This window comes from Burkholderia sp. AU27893, from assembly GCF_002223205.1.
Taxonomy (GTDB): Bacteria; Pseudomonadota; Gammaproteobacteria; order Burkholderiales; family Burkholderiaceae; genus Burkholderia.
In genome coordinates, this window is sequence record NZ_NKFD01000005.1 from 828,227 (window position 1) to 846,586 (window position 18,360).

Annotated in this window: 12 protein-coding genes and 1 pseudogene; 7 read left to right on the plus strand and 6 right to left on the minus strand. The window is 67.0% G+C overall.

Annotated features, from left to right (window positions below; translation table 11 throughout):
- The first annotated feature begins 89 nt into the window (after window positions 1-89).
- The 5 genes and pseudogenes from CFB47_RS35970 to CFB47_RS35990 all read left to right on the plus strand — a co-directional run bounded on the left by CFB47_RS35970 (window position 90) and on the right by CFB47_RS35990 (window position 4,507).
- Complete coding sequence (locus tag CFB47_RS35970) at window positions 90-1,262, plus strand: acyl-CoA dehydrogenase family protein (RefSeq protein WP_089464316.1); 1,173 nt, start codon at window positions 90-92, stop codon at window positions 1,260-1,262.
- Window positions 1,263-1,301: 39 nt separating this feature from the next.
- Window positions 1,302-1,508, plus strand: a pseudogene (locus tag CFB47_RS35975) (FAD-binding protein); the annotation flags it as partial.
- Between the two features lie 76 nt (window positions 1,509-1,584).
- Window positions 1,585-2,442, plus strand: a complete 858-nt coding sequence (locus CFB47_RS35980) for a MaoC family dehydratase N-terminal domain-containing protein (protein WP_089464092.1) — start codon at window positions 1,585-1,587, stop codon at window positions 2,440-2,442.
- A 10-nt stretch (window positions 2,443-2,452) separates the two neighbouring features.
- The gene (locus CFB47_RS35985) at window positions 2,453-3,652 is read left to right on the plus strand and encodes a CaiB/BaiF CoA-transferase family protein (RefSeq protein ID WP_089464093.1); all 1,200 of its coding nucleotides are present in this window, start codon (window positions 2,453-2,455) and stop codon (window positions 3,650-3,652) included.
- A 3-nt stretch (window positions 3,653-3,655) separates the two neighbouring features.
- Window positions 3,656-4,507: a CoA ester lyase gene (locus tag CFB47_RS35990; RefSeq protein ID WP_089464094.1), complete on the plus strand. Its 852-nt coding sequence runs from the start codon at window positions 3,656-3,658 to the stop codon at window positions 4,505-4,507.
- 50 nt (window positions 4,508-4,557) lie between these two features.
- On the opposite strand, the gene CFB47_RS41935 is transcribed toward CFB47_RS35990, so the two are convergent.
- The 3 genes from CFB47_RS41935 to uvrA all read right to left on the minus strand — a co-directional run bounded on the left by CFB47_RS41935 (window position 4,558) and on the right by uvrA (window position 11,385).
- Entirely contained in the window at window positions 4,558-4,890 is a 333-nt protein-coding gene (locus CFB47_RS41935; RefSeq protein WP_256946835.1) for a hypothetical protein, read from the minus strand.
- A 15-nt stretch (window positions 4,891-4,905) separates the two neighbouring features.
- Entirely contained in the window at window positions 4,906-5,193 is a 288-nt protein-coding gene (locus CFB47_RS35995) for a DUF1330 domain-containing protein (RefSeq protein WP_089464095.1), read from the minus strand.
- A 297-nt stretch (window positions 5,194-5,490) separates the two neighbouring features.
- A complete protein-coding gene (gene uvrA, locus CFB47_RS36000; RefSeq protein WP_089464096.1) occupies window positions 5,491-11,385 on the minus strand; it encodes an excinuclease ABC subunit UvrA in 5,895 nt (1,964 codons plus the stop codon).
- A gap of 373 nt (window positions 11,386-11,758) precedes the next feature.
- Here uvrA and CFB47_RS36005 point away from each other — a divergent pair, with 373 nt between their 5' ends.
- Together CFB47_RS36005 and CFB47_RS36010 are read left to right on the plus strand one after the other, a co-directional pair.
- The gene (locus CFB47_RS36005; protein WP_179259042.1) at window positions 11,759-12,736 is read left to right on the plus strand and encodes a chromate resistance protein ChrB domain-containing protein; all 978 of its coding nucleotides are present in this window, start codon (window positions 11,759-11,761) and stop codon (window positions 12,734-12,736) included.
- Window positions 12,733-13,911, plus strand: a complete 1,179-nt coding sequence (locus CFB47_RS36010) for a chromate transporter (RefSeq protein WP_089464098.1) — start codon at window positions 12,733-12,735, stop codon at window positions 13,909-13,911. Before CFB47_RS36005 ends, CFB47_RS36010 begins: the two co-directional genes overlap by 4 nt.
- 416 nt (window positions 13,912-14,327) lie before the next feature.
- Here CFB47_RS36010 and CFB47_RS36015 read toward each other — a convergent pair whose 3' ends face one another.
- The 3 genes from CFB47_RS36015 to CFB47_RS36025 form a co-directional block, all read right to left on the minus strand.
- Window positions 14,328-15,788: an amino acid racemase gene (locus tag CFB47_RS36015; protein WP_089464099.1), complete on the minus strand. Its 1,461-nt coding sequence runs from the start codon at window positions 15,786-15,788 to the stop codon at window positions 14,328-14,330.
- Window positions 15,785-17,059: a dicarboxylate/amino acid:cation symporter gene (locus tag CFB47_RS36020; protein WP_089464317.1), complete on the minus strand. Its 1,275-nt coding sequence runs from the start codon at window positions 17,057-17,059 to the stop codon at window positions 15,785-15,787. The genes CFB47_RS36015 and CFB47_RS36020 overlap by 4 nt, the downstream gene beginning before the upstream one ends.
- Window positions 17,060-17,242: 183 nt before the next feature.
- Window positions 17,243-18,157 (minus strand): LysR substrate-binding domain-containing protein, encoded by a 915-nt coding sequence (locus tag CFB47_RS36025; protein WP_089459495.1) that lies wholly within the window; start codon window positions 18,155-18,157, stop codon window positions 17,243-17,245.
- Window positions 18,158-18,360 lie beyond the last annotated feature (203 nt).

The window sequence follows — 18,360 nt, forward strand, 5'->3', positions numbered from 1 at the left end:
CTGATTCGACGATCAGGAAATTCTATTGTTTAAGAAATCCATCAAAACTTATTATGGACTCGACCCATGCCAATGACGAGACACGATTCATGAGCGCCTCCGTTTTCTCCGCCCCCGACCCGTACCAGGCAATCCGCGACGCGGTACGCGGCCTGTGCAATCAGTTTCCGGCCGACTACCACCGCAAGATCGACGAGGCGCGCGGCTACCCCGAAGCGTTCGTCACGGCCCTCACGCAGGCCGGCTGGCTGGCCGCGCTGATTCCGCAGGAATACGGCGGCCCGGGGCTGTCGATGGCCGAGGCGTCGGTCATCATGGAAGAGATCAACCGCTCCGGCGGTAATTCGGGCGCGTGCCACGGCCAGATGTACGTGATGAACACCATCGTGTTCAGCGGCACCGACGCGCAGAAGCAGCGCTACCTGCCGCGCATCGCGGCGGGCGAACTGCGCGTGCAGTCGATGGGCGTGACCGAGCCCACCACCGGCAGCGACACCACCAAGCTCAAGACCACGGCGGTGAAGAAGGACGGCCGCTGGGTCATCAACGGCCAGAAGGTGTGGATCTCGCGGGTTCAGCACAGCGACCTGCTGATCCTGCTCGCGCGCACCACGCCGCTCGACCAGGTTCAGAAGAAGAGCGACGGGTTGTCGTGCTTCATCGTCGAGCTGGACAAGGCGATCGGCAACGGCCTCACGGTGCGCCCCATCCTCAACATGGTCAATCACGAGACCAACGAGCTGTTCTTCGACAACCTGGAGCTGCCGGAAGACGCGCTGCTCGGCACCGAAGGTAAGGGGTTGAAGGTGATCTTCGACGGCCTGAACGCCGAGCGCACGCTGATCGCGGCCGAGTGCATCGGCGACGGCTACTGGTTCCTCGAGAAAGCGCGCGACTACGCGGTCGAGCGCAAGGTGTTCGGCCGCCCGATCGGGCAGAACCAGGGCATCCAGTTTCCGCTCGCCGAATCGTTCATCGAGCTGGAGGCCGCGAACCTGATGCGCTGGCGCGCGTGCGAGAAGATCGACGCGCGCCAGAACGCCGGGGTCGAGGCCAACATGGCCAAGTACCTGGCGGCGAAGGCAAGCTGGGAAGCGGCCAATGCGTGCCTGCAGACGCACGGCGGCTTCGGCTTCGCGTGCGAATACGACGTGGAGCGCAAGTTCCGCGAAACGCGCCTTTACCAAGTTGCGCCGATTTCCACCAACATGATCCTCGGGCATGTGGCCGAGCACGTGCTGCAGCTCCCCCGTTCCTACTGATTCCGGAAGGATTCCTCTCCATGAAGATGCTCGTCCCCGATCGGCCAGAACGGCAAGATCGTCGCGCCGCAGCGGTACGTCGCAGTCGGTATCTCGGTGGCGATCCAGTGTTTGGCCGGCGTGAAGGAATCGACGGTAATCGTCGCGATCAACAAGGATTCCGAAGCACATATCTTCATCGTGATCGACTACAGCCTCGAAGCCGATCTGTTCGCGGCCGTGCCAGAACGGGTCAACGCATGGTGACGGCCAGGGGAGCCGGCACCGGAAATACAGGCGCCGGCTGCCTGCCGGACACTTCCATCATCGAGCACGAAACACCATGAGTGGCGAGCCTCCCGAATCCTTCGACGCGTGGGTCGGCCGCAGTATTGACTGCGCCGACCGGATTACCCAGGCACCCATCCGCCTGCTGCAGGCGACGCTGGACTACGCGAACCCATCCGAACTCCCCGCGACGCTGCCGCCGCTGTGGCACTGGCTGTACTTCCTGCCGGGCGAGCGTCAGTCGAACATCGGCGTCGACGGTCACCCGCAGCGCGGCGGCTTCCTGCCGCCCGTCACGCTGCCACGCCGCATGTGGGCCGGCGGACGGCTGCAGTTCCTGCGCCCGCTGGCCGTCGATGCGCCCGTGCAGCGCCGGTCGACGATCCTGAGCGTGCAGAGCAAGTCCGGCCGCAGCGGCCGGCTCGTGTTCGTGACTGTGTTGCATGAGATCGGCGACGCGCAAGGCATGGCGATCCGCGAGGAACAGGACATCGTGTATCGCGACGCGCCGCCCCCTGCCGGTGCCGGCGCACCGGCACCGCAGCCGGCACCCGCGCCGACCGACGAGCAGTATTCGCGCATCGTCACGCCCGATCCGGTGCTGCTGATGCGCTTTTCCGCGCTCACCTTCAACGGCCACCGGATTCACTACGACCGGCCTTACGCGATGCAGGAAGAAGGCTATCCGGGCCTCGTGGTGCACGGCCCGTTGATCGCGATGCTGCTGCTGGAGGAACTGCGCCGCACGCACCCCGGCAAGACCGTCCGCACCTTTGACTTCAAGGCCGTCAGCCCGCTGTTCGACACCGCGCCGTTCACGGTGAACGGCAAGCTCGAAGGACCTGCCGCGCGCCTATGGGCGCGCGGCCCGCAAGGGCAGCTGGCCATGCAGGCCAGCGCCGAACTGGAATAACGATCCGATCATGCAAGCTCGCAAAGCTCAACCCGGCCCGCTGAGCGGGATGACCGTCGTCACGCTCGAACACGCGATTGCCGCGCCGTTCTGCACGCGCCAGCTCGCCGATCTCGGCGCGCGCGTCATCAAGGTGGAGCGCCCCGGCGTGGGCGATTTCGCGCGGGCGTACGATCACCGCACCCGCGGTCTCGCGTCGCACTTCGTGTGGACCAACCGGTCGAAGGAAAGCCTCACGCTGGACCTGAAGCAACCGGCCGCACAGAAGGTGCTGGGCGAACTCGTGGCCCAGGCCGACGTGCTGGTGCAGAACCTCGCGCCCGGCGCGGCCGCGCGCATGGGCCTGTCGTTCGATGCGCTGCACGCGAAGCACCCGCGGCTGATCGTCTGCGACATCTCCGGCTATGGCGCCGACGGCCCCTACCGCGACAAGAAAGCGTACGACCTGCTGATCCAGAGCGAGGCGGCGTTCCTGTCGATCACCGGCACGGCCGACGAGCCCTGCAAAGCCGGCAACTCGATCGCCGACATCGCGGCGGGCATGTACGCGTACACGGGCATCCTCAGCGCGCTCCTGCAGCGCGGCGTCACGGGCATGGGCTCGCACGTGGAAATTTCGATGCTCGAGGCGCTGGCCGAGTGGATGGGCTTCCCGATGTACTACGCCTACGACGGCCAGCAGCAGCCGGGCCGCAACGGCGCCGCGCATGCGACCATCTATCCGTATGGCCCGTTCAAGGCCGGCGACGGCCGGGTCGTGATGCTCGGCCTGCAGAACGAGCGCGAATGGAAAGCGTTCTGCGATGTCGTGCTGCGCGACCCGGCGCTCGCGACCGATCCGCGCTTCGACGCCAACGTGCACCGCTCGGAGCACCGCGCGGAACTGAAGGCCGTGATCGAACAGGCGTTTTCCGCACTCACCGCGCAGGACGTGATCGCGCGGCTCGACGAAGCACAGATCGCGAATGCCGCCGTGAACCAGATCGGCGATCTCTGGACGCATCCGCAACTGCACGCACGCGAGCGCTTTCGCACGATCGACTCGCCGGCCGGCGAACTGCAGGCGCTGCTGCCGCCCGCCACGATCGACAGCTTCGACGTGCGCATGGACGCGGTGCCCGCGCTGGGCGAACACAGCGCGGCCATCCTGCGCGAACTCGGGCGCACCGACGCCGATATCGAACAACTGCGCGCCGCCGGCGTGATCTGAGCCATGTCCAAGCCCCTTTCGCCCGCCCATCACGCGCGCAGTCTGCTGTTCGTGCCGGCCACCCGCCCCGAGCGCTTTGCGAAGGCGCTCGACTCGGGCGCCGACTGCATCATCGTCGACCTCGAGGATGCGGTCAGCCCCGACAGCAAGGACGACGCACGCGCGCAACTCGCGCAGCACCTGCCGCTGCTGACGGCCGAGCAGCGTGCGCGCACCGTCGTGCGTGTGAACGCGGTCGGCACGCCGTGGCACGACGCGGACCTCGCGCTGCTGAGCGACTGGGTCGCGGAAGGCGTGGTCGTGATGCTGCCGAAGTCCGAGGATGCGGGCGCGCTGCGCAAGGTTGCGGCGCAGCTCGGCGAGCATGCGCAACTCGTTGCGCTGATCGAATCGCTCGCCGGGCTCGACGCGGCCGATGCGCTGGCGTGCGACCCACAGGTCGTGCGTGTCGCGTTCGGGCATCTGGATTTCCAGCTCGACCTCGGCATGCGCGCGACGCCCGACGAGCCGGAGCTGGCCTTTGCGCGCAATGCGATCGTGGCCGCGTCCCGTCGCGCGCAGTTGCCCGCGCCAATCGACGGCGTGACCACGCGCACCGACGATGCCGAGCGTCTGACGGCCGATGCGCGGCGTGCGCGCGCGTTCGGTTTCGGCGGCAAGCTGTGCATCCACCCGGCGCAGGTCGCCGGCGTAAACGATGCGATGGGTTATTCGGAAGACGAGCAGGCGTGGGCGCGCCGCGTGATCGACGCAGCCGCGAAGCACGGCGGCGCCGCGTTCAGCCTGGACGGCCGGATGGTCGATCTCCCGGTGATCCGGGCGGCCGAGGCGATCATCGCCGGTACGCGGAAATAATCGATCGCGACTACGCGGCGCGCTCCATCGGCCCGCATCCGCGCCGCCGCTCAGGCCGCAACCGGTTCGCGCCGATCGGCGGGCCGCCACCCGCGTGCCGGCGCGATATGCGTGATGACATCGTCGAGAATCTGCAGATAATTCTCGAACGGCAGGTTGTAGGGCAGTTCGACGCGCAACTCCCGCACCTGGCCGACCACCGGATCGGCCAGCAGCCGCTCCAGGATTCCGTCCGAGGTGCCGACGAGATCCGGCGCCGACGCCTCGCACTTCGATACCTTTGCGTGACGGCGCTGCCGGGAAGCCGTCGGGCGGGAGGCCCTCGCCCGTGAACAGCGACACGACGGTCCCGCCGAAAGCGGAGTCGCCGCGACGATCGACAAGCGGCTCGCCCCCGGTTAGACGCCTTCGACCAGCACGACCCGAAAGCGTGCGCCCTTGAAGCGATGCGGAACGATGGCCTGATATGCCGGGCTGCCATACCACGCGTGCGCGGCGTCCCTGGACGGAAACTCGACGATCACCACCCCTTCCGGGCCTTCGCCCTCGAGCGTTTCCTGCGGGCCATACGCGGCCAGCACCTTCAACGGGTGGCCGGCGGTCGTCGCGCCGACCTTGTCCTGGTAAAGATCGAGTTCCTGCTGATCGTGCGTGCTTTCATGCGTGAAGACGATATAGGTCGCCAAGATTGCACTCCTGATGCGTTCGAGAATGATGGGACGATCCGAAGATCGTCCGCCGGACAACGGCACTCATCCTAACCATCGGGCGCGCTTTCTCTTAGCCCCCTGCTTCCAACTCTCTATTCGAGCCGGATTAACAATGGACGCACCCCGTCGGCCGGGCGCGTGTCGCAGCACCAAAAGAAAACACCCCTCGACGAGGGGTGCATGAGCCGGATCGCGGTGCGCCCCCGGCCGATGGCAAGTCAGCTGGGGGAAATCATCGCCCGCCGCCGGGGCCGTCGAGACGCAGCGTCGTGCTCACCCTACCCGCGCTTCTCCTTCGCGCTCGGCTTCCCCTTCGTCCGACCTCGTTCGCGCCAGCACCGGCTTGAGCGCCTGCCCCGTGTGGCTTGCGCTCACCTGCGCGAGCGCTTCCGGCGGCGCCGCCGCGACGATCGTGCCGCCGCCCACGCCGCCCTCCGGCCCGAGGTCGATGATCCAGTCGGCCTCGGCAATCACGTCGAGGTCATGCTCGATCACGACGACGCTGTGCCCCGCATCGACGAGCCGGTGCAGCACGCGAATCAGCTTCGCGACGTCGGCCATGTGCAGGCCGACCGTCGGTTCGTCGAGCACGTACAGCGTGTGCGGCGCCTTCTGGCCGCGCCGCGTGATGTCGTCGCGCACCTTCGTCAGCTCGGTGACGAGCTTGATGCGCTGCGCCTCGCCGCCCGACAGCGTCGGCGACGGCTGGCCGAGCGTCAGGTAGCCGAGCCCGACATCCTTCATCAGCTGCAGCGGATGCGCGATGTTCGAAATCGGCGCGAAGAATTCCACCGCCTCGTCGATCTCCATCGTCAGCACGTCGCCGATGTTCCGTCCGCGCCACGTGACGGCGAGCGTCTCCGGGTTGAAGCGCTGCCCGTGGCACACGTCGCACGGCACCTTCACGTCGGGCAGGAAGCTCATCCCGATCGTGCGCACGCCTTGCCCTTCGCATGCGGGGCAGCGCCCGTCGCCGGTATTGAACGAGAAGCGCGACGCCGTGTAGCCGCGCGCCCGCGCTTCCAGCGTATCGGCGAACAGCTTGCGGATCGTGTCCCACACGCCGATATAGGTGGCCGGGCACGAGCGCGGCGTCTTGCCGATCGGCGTCTGGTCGACTTCCAGCACGCGATCGATCTGCTCCCAGCCGCTCAACGACTCGCAGCCCTGCCACGCATGCGTGACGTTCAGCGACGGCCGCGGCGCGCTGCGCGCGAGCACGCTCGAACGACGGTTGGCGGCCGGTGCGTCGTGCTGCGCGGCCTTGCGCGCGCGGCGCGTGGCCGGCGACGATAGCACCGAGCGGCCCACCGCGTCGAGCAGGTTCGTCATCAGCACGTCGCGCGCGAGCGTCGACTTGCCCGAGCCGCTCACGCCCGTCACCGCGACGAGCCGCGCAAGCGGAATGCCGACCGTGACGTCACGCAGGTTGTGCAGCCGTGCGCCATGCACGGTCAGCCAGGCCTCCGGCACGGCGGCGCCGCCTTTCTTGCCCGGCAGGCTCACGCTGCGGCGCGGCTGCAGCGGGTGCGTCATCGGCTGCGCGAGCAGGCGCCCCGTGACCGAATCGGACTGCGCGGCCAGATCCGCGACCGCGCCCTGCGCGACCAGCGTGCCGCCGCGCTTGCCGGCGCCCGGGCCGACGTCGATGATGTGATCGGCGCGGCGGATCGTGTCCTCGTCATGCTCGACGACGACGAGCGTATTGCCCTTGTCGCCGAGCTTGCGCAGCGCGTCCAGCAGGATCTGGTTGTCGCGCGGATGCAGGCCGATCGTCGGTTCGTCGAGCACGTAGCAGACCCCCTGCAGGTTGCTGCCGAGCTGCGCGGCGAGCCGGATGCGCTGCGCTTCGCCGCCCGACAGGCTCGGCGCCGCGCGATCGAGGCTCAGGTAACCGAGCCCGACTTCCTCGAGAAACGCGAGGCGGCTGCCGATCTCGCTGACGATGTCGCGCGCGATCTGCGCGTCGCGCCCCGTCAGTTCCAGCCCGTCGATCCAGCGCCGCGTGTCGGACACCGTCCATTGCGCGACCTCGACGATCGGATGCGCGTCGAACGTGACCGCGCGCGCGGACGGGTTCAGCCGCGTGCCATGGCAATCCGGGCACGGCTCGTTGCCGACGCCTTCCGGTTCCTGCTCGTCGGACGGCAGCGTCTGCTCGCGGCCACGATCATCGCCGGCGAGCACCGTGTCGTCATACGCGGCGCGCTGTTCGCGCGTGAGCGTGACGCCGGTGCCGACGCAGGTCGTGCACCAGCCGTGCTTGCTGTTGTACGAGAACATCCGCGGGTCCAGCTCCGGGTAGCTCGTGCCGCACACCGGGCACGCGCGCTTGACCGACAGCACCTTGACCGTGCCGACGCGTGCGGTCGAATGATCGTTCTGCATCGCATCGTGCAGCCCGTCGAGCGGCGCGAGCAGATGCATCACGCCCTTGCCGAGCTCGAGCGTCTCGTCGAGCACGCGCCGCAGTTCGGCCTCGTTGTCCGGCGACACGACGATATCGGCCACCGGCAGCTCGATCGTATGCTCGCGGAAGCGGTCGAGCTTCGGCCACGGATCGACCGGCACGAACTCGCCGTCGACGCGCAGATGGGTGCTGCCACGCGCCTTCGCCCACTTCGCGAGATCCGTATACACGCCCTTGCGGTTGACGACGAGCGGCGCGAGCAGCCCGACGTGCTCGCCGCGATGATCGCGCAGCAATTGCGCGGCGATCGATTCGACGGACTGCGACGTGACCGGCGTGCCGTCGTGGATGCAATGCTGCAGGCCAAGCTTCACATACAGCAGCCGCAGGAAGTGCCAGACCTCGGACGTGGTCGCGACCGTGCTCTTGCGCCCGCCGCGCGACAGCCGCTGCTCGATCGCGACGGTCGGCGGAATGCCGTACACCGCATCGACTTCGGGGCGGCCGGCCGGCTGCACGATCGAGCGTGCATACGCATTCAGCGATTCGAGATAGCGGCGCTGCCCTTCATGGAACAGGATGTCGAACGCGAGCGTCGACTTGCCGGAACCCGATACGCCGGTGATCACGTTGAACTTGCCGTGCGGGATGTCGACGTCGAGCGCCTTCAGGTTGTGTTCGCGCGCATTGACGATCCGCACGACGTCTTCGCCTTCGATCGCACGCCGCTCGCGCGCCGCGTTCAGCACGGCCTGCAGCGGCTTGCCTTCGTCGGCGAGCGCCAGCTCGGCATCCATTGCGCGGTCGTACTGCAGCAGCGCCACGCCGGTATGCGATTCGGCACAGGCCTTCACGTCGTCGGGCGTACCCGCGCACAGCACGAGGCCGCCGCCGTCGCCGCCTTCCGGGCCGAGATCGATCAGCCAGTCGGCCGCACGAATCACGTCGAGGTTGTGCTCGATCACGATCAGCGAATGGCCGGCCGCGAGCAGCTTGCCGAACGCCTGCATCAGCTTCGCGATGTCGTCGAAGTGCAGCCCGGTGGTCGGCTCGTCGAACATGAACAGCTTCGCCCGCGCGATGCGCGCTTCTTCCGTGACGACCCGGCGCCCGTTGACGGCCGCCGCCGATTCGGCGAGGAACCCAGCCAGCTTCAGCCGCTGCGCTTCGCCGCCCGACAGCGTCGGCACCGGCTGGCCGAGCTTCACGTATTCGAGGCCGACGTCGACGATCGGCTGCAGCACGCGCAGCACCTCGGCGTCGGTCGCGAAGAACGCGGCCGCTTCGCTGACGGTGAGGTCGAGCACGTCGGCGATGCTCAGCGCGCGGCCGTTGCGCTCGATGCGCACTTCGAGAATCTCGGCGCGGTAGCGGCTGCCGTCGCAATCCGGGCAGCGCAGGTAGACGTCGCTCAGGAACTGCATCTCGATGTGCTCGAAGCCCGAGCCGCCGCAGGTCGGGCACCGGCCGTCGCCCGAGTTGAAGCTGAACGTGCCGGCGCCATAGCCGCGTTGCAGCGCGAGCGGCGCCTTCGCGAACAGCTTGCGGATCTCGTCGAACGCGCCGACGTAGCTCGCCGGGTTCGACCGCGTGGTCTTGCCGATCGGCGACTGGTCGACGAACACGACGTCGCCGACCTGGTCGGCGCCCGTGAGGCCGCGGTACGCGCCCGGCGACTCGGTCGCCTTGCCGTGGTGCCGCGCCATCGCCGGATAGAGCACGTCCTGCAGCAGCGTGGACTTGCCGGAGCCCGACACGCCCGTCACGCAGACGAGCCGCTGCAGCGGGATCTCGACGGTCACGTCGCGCAGGTTGTGTTCGCTCGCGCCTTCGAGCACGATGCGCGGCGTGTTCGCGTCGACCACCCGGCGCGCCCAGTTCGACGCATGCGCGACATGCTTGCGGCCGCCGAGATACTCGCCCGTCAGCGTGCGCGCGGAGCGGATATCGGCAGGCGTACCGTCGTAGACGATCGTGCCGCCGCGCTCGCCCGGGCCGGGCCCCATGTCGATCAGCCGGTCGGCCGCGAGCATCACCGACGGATCGTGTTCGACGACGACCAGCGTGTTGCCCGCGTCGCGCAGCCGCTGCATCGCCTCGACGATCCGCGTGAGGTCGCGCGGATGCAGGCCGATACTCGGTTCGTCGAGCACGAACAGGGTTTTCGTGAGCGACGTGCCGAGCGCCGTCGTCAGGTTGATCCGCTGCACCTCGCCGCCCGACAGTGTGCGGCTCTGCCGGTCGAGCGTCAGGTAGCCGAGCCCCACGTCGCAAAGATATTTCAGGCGCGTGCGCACCTCGGCGAGCAGCAGCTTCAGCGCATCGTCGAGCAGCGCGCTCGGCAGCGTGATGTCATCGAAGAAGCGGCGGATGCGCTCGATCGGCAGCAGCATCAGGTCGTGCACGGTCAGGCCCGGCAGCGCTTCGAGCTGCGCGCGGCTCCAGTCGACGCCGCGCGGCATGAAACGGCCGGCCGGCGCGAGCACGCCGTCGGCGTTTTCCTTCGAGCCGAGCCGCCATTGCAGCGATTCCGTCTTCAGGCGCGCGCCGCCGCACACGTCGCACGGCGTGTAGCTGCGGTATTTCGACAGCAGCACGCGGATATGCATCTTGTACGCTTTCGACTCGAGATAGCCGAAGAAGCGTTTCACGCCGTACCACTGGCTCTGCCACTTGCCGTTCCAGTCCGGCGACCCGTTGACGACCCAGTCGCGCTCGGCGTCCGACAGTTCGGACCACGGCGTGTCGCGCGGAATGCCGGCTTTTGCCGCGTAGCGCATCAGGTCGTCCTGGCACTCCTTCCAGGCGGGGGTCTGCATCGGCTTGATCGCGCCGCCGCGCAGCGTCTTGCGCGCGTCGGGGATCACGAGGCCGAGATCGACGCCGATCACGCGGCCGAAGCCGCGGCAGGTTTCGCATGCGCCGTATGCCGAATTGAACGAGAACAGCGCCGCCTGCGGCTCCGCGTAGCGCAGGTCGCTGTCGGGATCGTGGAGCCCGGTGGAGAAGCGCCATACCTGCGGCTCGGCAACCGCGTGCTCGGCGTCGGCCGGCAGCACATAGACGTTCACGCGCCCGCCGCCGCGCTTCAGCGACGCCTCGATCGCCTCGACCACGCGCACCTTATCGGCGCCCTGCACGCGGAAGCGGTCGGCCACCACGTCGAGCACCTTGCGCGGCCCGGTGGGCGACGCAACCTCGCGCTGCGCCTGCACGCGCGTATAGCCGCTCGCCGACAGCCACTGCGCGATTTCCTCATCGGACACCGCTTCCGGCAGCTCGACCGGGAACGTGACGACGACGCGCGGATCGTCGGCTCGCGTGCGCGCGACGAGCTCCGCGTAGATCGTCTCGGGGGTGTCGTGCCGCACCTGCCGCGCGGTCTTGCGGTCGAACAGCTCGGCCGCGCGCGCATACAGCAGCTTCAGGTGATCGTTCAGCTCGGTCATCGTGCCGACGGTGGAGCGCGAACTGCGGACCGGGTTGGTCTGGTCGATCGCGATGGCCGGCGGCACGCCGTCGACACGCTCGACCTGCGGACGATCCATCCGGTCGAGGAACTGCCGCGCGTACGCGCTGAAGGTTTCGACGTAGCGCCGCTGGCCTTCCGCGTATAGCGTGTCGAACACGAGGCTGGACTTGCCGGAGCCCGACGGGCCGGTCACGACCGTCATCTCGCCGGTACGCAGGTCGAGATCGAGGTTCTTGAGGTTGTGCTGACGTGCTCCGCGAATGCGGATCAGATTGCTGGATGACAATTTGCCTGCCCGTCTGAATGAGTTAGCCAGAGTTCACGGTGCCGGAACGCTGCGGCGGATGCCCGCAGGCGCGGCGCACGGGCCGCAAGGTTGTACCCGTGCGACTCGATTTCGACGGACACTATACTGTATATTCATACAGTTTTCCATGACGACCCTGGCGCCGTCATGGGCAGGCGGCTGGCGAGGAAGCGAGACGCCTTTGCCGAACAGGCGGCCCGCGGCATGCCGGTGCGCAGCGGTCATGGGCGCGTCCCGCCAACCATTTCAATCCCCCCGTCTCCGGCTGACTGATGACTGGTGCAGCCCCCCTGCGTGCAGCGCTCGAAAAGTTAACTTGTAGAAGTTGTGACGTATTAGTAGCATTTTCTACATGAACACTTTATCGATCTGGTCACTCCTCGTTCTGACCCTTCCGACAGAAAACGCGACGGCCCGCATGCGGTTCTGGCGTGCGCTGAAGGCGAAGGGATGCGCGGTGCTGCGCGACGGCATCTACCTGCTGCCGTACACCGCAGAGCACGAGGCGACCCTGCGCGAGCTCGCGGACGCGATCGCCGACAGCGGCGGCACGGCCTACCTGCTGCGTGCGCCCAGTCTCGACACGTCACAGGAACAGGAATTCCGCGCGCTGTTCGACCGCGACGCCGACTACACGACCTTCACGCGAACCCTCATCGATGCGCGCAAGACCCTGGCCGGGCAGTCCCCCACGGAACTCACCCGCCTGCTGCGTCGCCTGCGCAAGGAGTTCGACGCCATCCGGGCGATCGACTATTTCCCGGGCGATTCGGCCACCCGCGCCGAAGTCGCGCTGCAGGATTTCGTCACGCGGGTCGACACCGTGCTGTCGCCGGGCGAGCCGCACGCCGCGGATCGCGCCATTCGTCCGCTGACGATTGGCGAGTACCAGGGTCGCACGTGGGCGACGCGGCAGCGGATGTGGGTCGATCGCGTCGCGAGCGCATGGTTGATCCAGCGATTCATCGACGCGCGCGCCCGCTTCATCTGGCTTGCGTCGCCGGCGGATTGCCCGGCCGACGCGCTCGGCTTCGATTTCGACGGTGCGACGTTCACGCACGTCGGCGAGCGCGTGACATTCGAGGTGCTACTCGCCAGTTTCGGGCTCGAAAACGACGCCGCGCTGATGCGGCTCGGCGGGATCGTGCATGCACTCGACGTAGGCGGCCCCGCCGCGCCTGAAGCGGTGGGCTTCGAGGCCGTGATGGCCGGCACGCGCCAGCGCACGGAGAACGACGATCAGTTGCTCGAGCAGATGGGCGCCGTGCTCGACGCCCTGTACGCGCACTTCACGACGAACGGCAAGAACCCAACCACGGCCAGATCATGACGACTACCATCGCCGCCACCGAACCGGCCTACTCACTGGGCGAACTGGTCGCCTACATGCTGCGTCTGGGCACATTCGGTTTCGGCGGGCCGGTCGCGCTCGCGGGCTACATGCGTCGCGACCTGGTCGAGCGTCGCGGCTGGATCACGGAGGCCGACTACAAGGAAGGCCTCACGCTGGCCCAGCTCGCACCGGGGCCGATGGCGGCCCAGTTGGCGATCTATCTCGGCTTCGTCCACTACCGCCTCCTCGGCGCGACGCTCGTCGGTTTCGCGTTCGTGCTGCCGTCGTTCCTGATGGTGGTCGCGCTCGGGTTCGCGTATGCGCATTTCGGCGGGCTGCCGTGGATGCAGGCCGTCTTCTACGGCGTCGGCGCCGCGGTGGTCGGCATCATCGCGATGAGCGCGTACAAGCTCACGACCAAGACCGTCGGCAACGACAAGCTCCTTTGGGCGATCTTCCTGACCTTGGCTGCGGTGACCTTCATCACGGAATCGGAAATCGCGTGGCTGTTCGTCGCTGCCGGCCTGATCGGCTGGCTGTGGCGTGCTCCACCGAAGTGGCTGCACAAGGGCGGCATGAATGCCGTTGCGGCTGCCAATCTTCCCGCGGCCAGCGGGATGCTGAGCGGCATCGATTTGCCGCAGCTCGTTCAGATCGGCGCCTTCGTCATGAAGGCGGGCGCGTTCGTGTTCGGCTCCGGGCTCGCGATCGTGCCGTTCCTCTATGGCGGTGTCGTCACCGAGCATCACTGGCTGAACGACAAGCAGTTCGTGGATGCCGTCGCGGTCGCGATGATCACGCCCGGCCCGGTCGTGATCACCGTCGGCTTCATCGGGTATCTGGTCGCGGGATTCCCGGGCGCACTCGTCGCTTCGCTCGGCACGTTCCTGCCTTGCTATCTGTTCACGGTCATCCCCGCGCCTTACGTGAAGAAATACGGGCACCGGCCGGGCGTCAAGGCGTTCGTGAACGGCATCACGGCGGCGGCCGTCGGCGCGATCACCGGCTCCGTTCTCGTCATCGCGAAGCGATCGATCGTCGATATCCCGACTGCACTGCTCGCCGTTGCAACCGTGCTTTTGCTGTGGCGCTTCAAGAAGCTCCAGGAACCGGTGATCGTGACCGCTGCCGCCGTCATCGGGCTCGTGGCGTTCCCGTTGCTTCATCATTGACTCGAGTCGACGTGCGGCGGAGGTGACGTACCGGACGAAAGCGCGGGCAAGCGATCGCCTCAGATACGGCTCGATTTCGGCTGACACGATACGGTATCTCCATGCAGCCACCGATGAAGGCGGTTCGCGCGACCGTGACGGTCAAGGAGATCCTCGCGAACCGGCGCCGGGTCGTGCTGGAAACCTGCTGCAAAGTGAACCGGCTCGTCGTGGTGGAAGGCACGGCGGTCGTCATGCTCACGAACGCCGAAGCCCGCCGGAAGGAAGCGGAAAACGCCCAGGATCACGAGGCTTGTCGGTCGCGCGGAGCGGGACGGCCGGCGTCGTCGGGCTCGCGATGGACGGTCACGCGAGCCGCTTCGTGCGTGATGATCCGCGTCCACGAATCCGGTCGCGATGCGTCACACGGAACCCGCTCAGCCCGCCGCCACCATCGCGCGGGCAACGCACGCGCGCGCCAGCACGTCGGTCGGGTCGACCAGCGTCGCCCGCCCACCGTTTCGCGCGACGTATTCACCCCCCGGCAGCAGGATCGGCAGCTCGGTACATCCGAGCACGATCACGTTCACGCCGTCGGCAATCAACGCGTCGACGGCAGCGTCGATATCTTCCTTGCACTGTCCGGCCGTGAAGCCGGCCTTGACACCCGCCTTTCCGTAGATCGCTTCCATCACGCGCGCCTGCAAGGCCGGGGCGGGCGCGACTTGCCGGAGTCCTTGCTGCGCCAGCGCCCTTTCATACACACCGCTTTCGATCGTGCCGGACGTCGCCAGTACACCGACGTCGCGTAGCGCCGGGTAGGTGTCGCGCAAGTAAGCGACCGTGACGGTCAGCATGTTGACGATCGGGACGTCGAGATACGGCTGAATTCGCTCGACGAATGCGTGCGCGGTATTGCACGGAATCGCGATGACGTCCGCATCGCCGTCCTCGAGCTTCTTGCAGGTCGCGTACAAGGCGATCGTCGGGTCCACGCCGGCACCCACCAGATTCTCGGTTCGATCGGGGATTTGCGGATTCTGTTCGACCAGCAGCTTGATATGGTCCTGATCGCGCGACGCCGGTGTGTTTCGAACGATCTTGTCCAGGAAATCGACTGTCGCGGCCGGACCCACGCCGCCGACCACGCCGATCTTGAACGTCGATGCACGGGAGCCGTGCGGCGCCGATACCGCGTACTGCGCGTAGGCGAGATTCGAATCGATCAACGGCACCGGCAACGGCCCGATTTCATCCGCGACCAGCGCAATCTCGGTCAGCCCCGGAACGATGACCTGCACGCCCCGATCGACCAGGTCCTCGCAGGCGCGGCGCAACAGTTCGACCGGCCGACCTCGAAGCGTGCCGCGCTTGATGCCGTCGGCACCGTAGACGGCTTCCGTCACGAGATCGATGCCCTCGTGCGTACGCGGATGGACGATGTCGAATGTCGGCGACGGGAAATACGCATCGAAGAGCCGCTTGTCCCGCACGTAATCGGACGCGAGCACGCCGATGCGCGTTGCGTCGGGATACTTGCGTTGCACGTGGCTGCGAACGGCTTCGACGATATCCACGATCGGCAGCTTCGTATTCGCCTTCAGCTCGTCGATGAACGTGTGGCTCAGGAAACACGGGAGCACGACCGTCGTCACGCCGCGCGCCTCGAACGCCCGGATCATGTCGAACACGTACAGCTTGCGTTCGATGGTCGCGGCACTGCCCGACCCCGCGCCATTGAACGGGTATTGCTCGAAAATCGCTTCGACATGCTCAGCGTCGGACGACGCAGGCGTCGCCTTCACCATCTTGAAGAACACGTCGGCACTCCCCAGCGGCCCGAGGCCGCCGACCACGCCGAATTTTCGGCGGACGTTCACGGTATCGGTCTCCCTCATGCATTCAGCTCCGGCTCGTCGAATACGGCGCCGTTCGACTTCACGGCTCGCCGGCCCTCCCACTTCGCGATCACGGCCGTCGCGACGCTGTTGCCGATCACGTTCGTCATCGTGCGCCCCATGTCGAGGATCTGGTCGATCGCGAGAACCATCGCGACGCCGGCCACCGGCAGATGGAACATCGGCGCGACCGCCGCGACCACGACCACCGAGCCGCGCGGCACGCTCGCCATGCCCTTGCTGCTCAACATCAGCACCAGCAGCATGAATACCTGCTCCGACAGCGGCATGTGCACGCCGAACGCCTGGGCGATGAAGATGGCGGCAAACGCCTGGTACATCATCGAACCGTCGAGGTTGAATGCGTAACCCAGCGGCAACGTGAAACCCACCACCTTCTTGTCGACGCCGAACCGCTCGAGCTGCTCGGTCAGGCGCGGATAGGCGGCCTCGCTGCTCGCGGTCGAGAAGGCGATCAGCGCCGGTTCGCGCACGGCCTTCAGCAGGCTCACGACGCGCCGCCCGAGAAACGCATAGCCGGCGCCGATCAGGATCGTCCAGAGGACGAGCAAGCCGAGATAGAACGCGCCGATCAGCTTTCCATACGTGTAGATCACGTCGAGCCCGCGCAACGTGACCGACGACGCGATCGCGCCGAATACGCCGAGCGGCGCCGCGCGCATCACGTAGTTCGTCAGGCGCAGCATCACCGGCACCATTCCGTTGATCGACTGGATCACGACGCCGACGCGCCTGTCGTGCTTCAGCGCACTCAGCGCAACGCCGAGAAAGACCGAGAACACCAGGATCTGCAGGATGTCGTTGCGCGCCATCGCGTCGAGCAGGCTGGTCGGGAACGCATGCGTGATCACGTCCCGGGCGTTCAGCGCGGCCGTATTCAAGCCGGTATTGACCTCGCCGGCGGTTGCCGTGAGATTCAGGCCTGCGCCCGGCTGCAGCGCATTGGCCATGACGAGGCCCAGGCTCAGCGAAATCAGCGACGCGCAGATGAACCACCCGATCGAGCGCAGGCCGATGCGCCCGACGTCCTCGCCGCTGTCCATGCCGGCCAGGCCCGACACGAGCGTCACGAACACCAGCGGCGCGATGATCATCTTGATCAGGCGCAGGAAGATGTCGGTGACGGTCGAGAAATAACCGGCAGTCGTCTTGAGCGCGCCCGGGTCCGCGATGTGGGTGTGGCAGAGATAGCCGGCGACGACCCCGAGAATCATGCCGACTGCGATGCTTAAGGTAAGGCGATTTTTCATGTCCATCCGTCCGTGGTGGCACCCGGCCGCCGGAAGGCGGGCCGCCGCTGCGATGCAGGCAGCGCGCTGCGGGTCACGCATCACATCTGCCGTTGGAACGAATGGTAGGGATCGTCGATAAAACCGTGATGCCGGTGCAACATGGCGGTATGCGAGCGCCGCATAAGGCGGGAAAACCCTGATTCAGCCGAGCCGCGAAGGCGCCGCGCGCAGGTGCTGCCAGAGCGTGTCCAGGAATTCACTCCGGTTGGACACGTCGCGATACGCGCGCAGTTCGACGTCGAGGTTCCACGCCGCCGGCCCGGCCGGCACGAGTTCGCCGGCCGCCAGTTCCGCCGCGATCGCGCTCCGGGGCAGCCACGCGACACCCTCGCCTTCCAGCACGAGTTTCTTCAGCACCTCGGCCATGTCGGATTCGTAGTGCAGTTGCAAGGCCGGCGCATCCGGTGCGCGACCGAGCAGCAGCGCGAGGCATCGCCCGAAGTAGCTGGTTTCCGTATAGGAAATCAGCGGCAGCGGATGCAGCTTCGTCCCGGGAAGACGAAAGGCCGGCGCCGATCGACGGTCGGGCCTGCATGCCGGCATCAGCGTATCGAGGCCCACGGTCAGATGTTCGTATTTCACCGGATCGAGATGGAGCGGCAGTTCCGGGTGGTGATACGCAAACATGAGCTCGCAGTTGCCGTTGACGAGCATCAGGATCGAATCGTGGACATTGGTCGGAATGACACGCGCCCGCACTTCACCGAAATGCGGCGCGAGCGCCTTGAGCCACGCCGGCAGGAAACTCAGCGCGATCGTGTGGCCCGCGGCGATCTGCAGGCTCTTGCCGGCGATCCGCTGCTCGGTGCGGATGATCGCGCGTGTGTCGAACAGGCGGCTGAGCACATCTTCGGCCGTCTCGCGAAACAGGCGGCCCGCCGGCGTCAGCACCGGTGGAAAGCTGCTACGGTCGATCAGTTCGGCCCCGATCCACTGTTCGAGCGACTGGATGCGGCGACTGAAGCCCGACTGCGTGACGTTGCGGAACTCCGCCGCCCGGGAAAAGCTTTGATATTGAGCGAGGGCGAGGAAATCCTCGATCCATTTGATTTCCATATCGGCCTTGGAGGATCGCGGTGGGATCGGCCTGCGTGTCACCAGAGTCAGGGTGACGCGCAGGCCGGCGGACGCTCACATTGTATGTGTTCGATTCGGCGCATCGCGTCGACGTTTGCCATGGCGCCCGTGGCCGATCTGGACGTCGCCGTTCTGCGGGCTCGCCGACGGCGACGATATCCGCGGGCGACAACCCCGGCGAC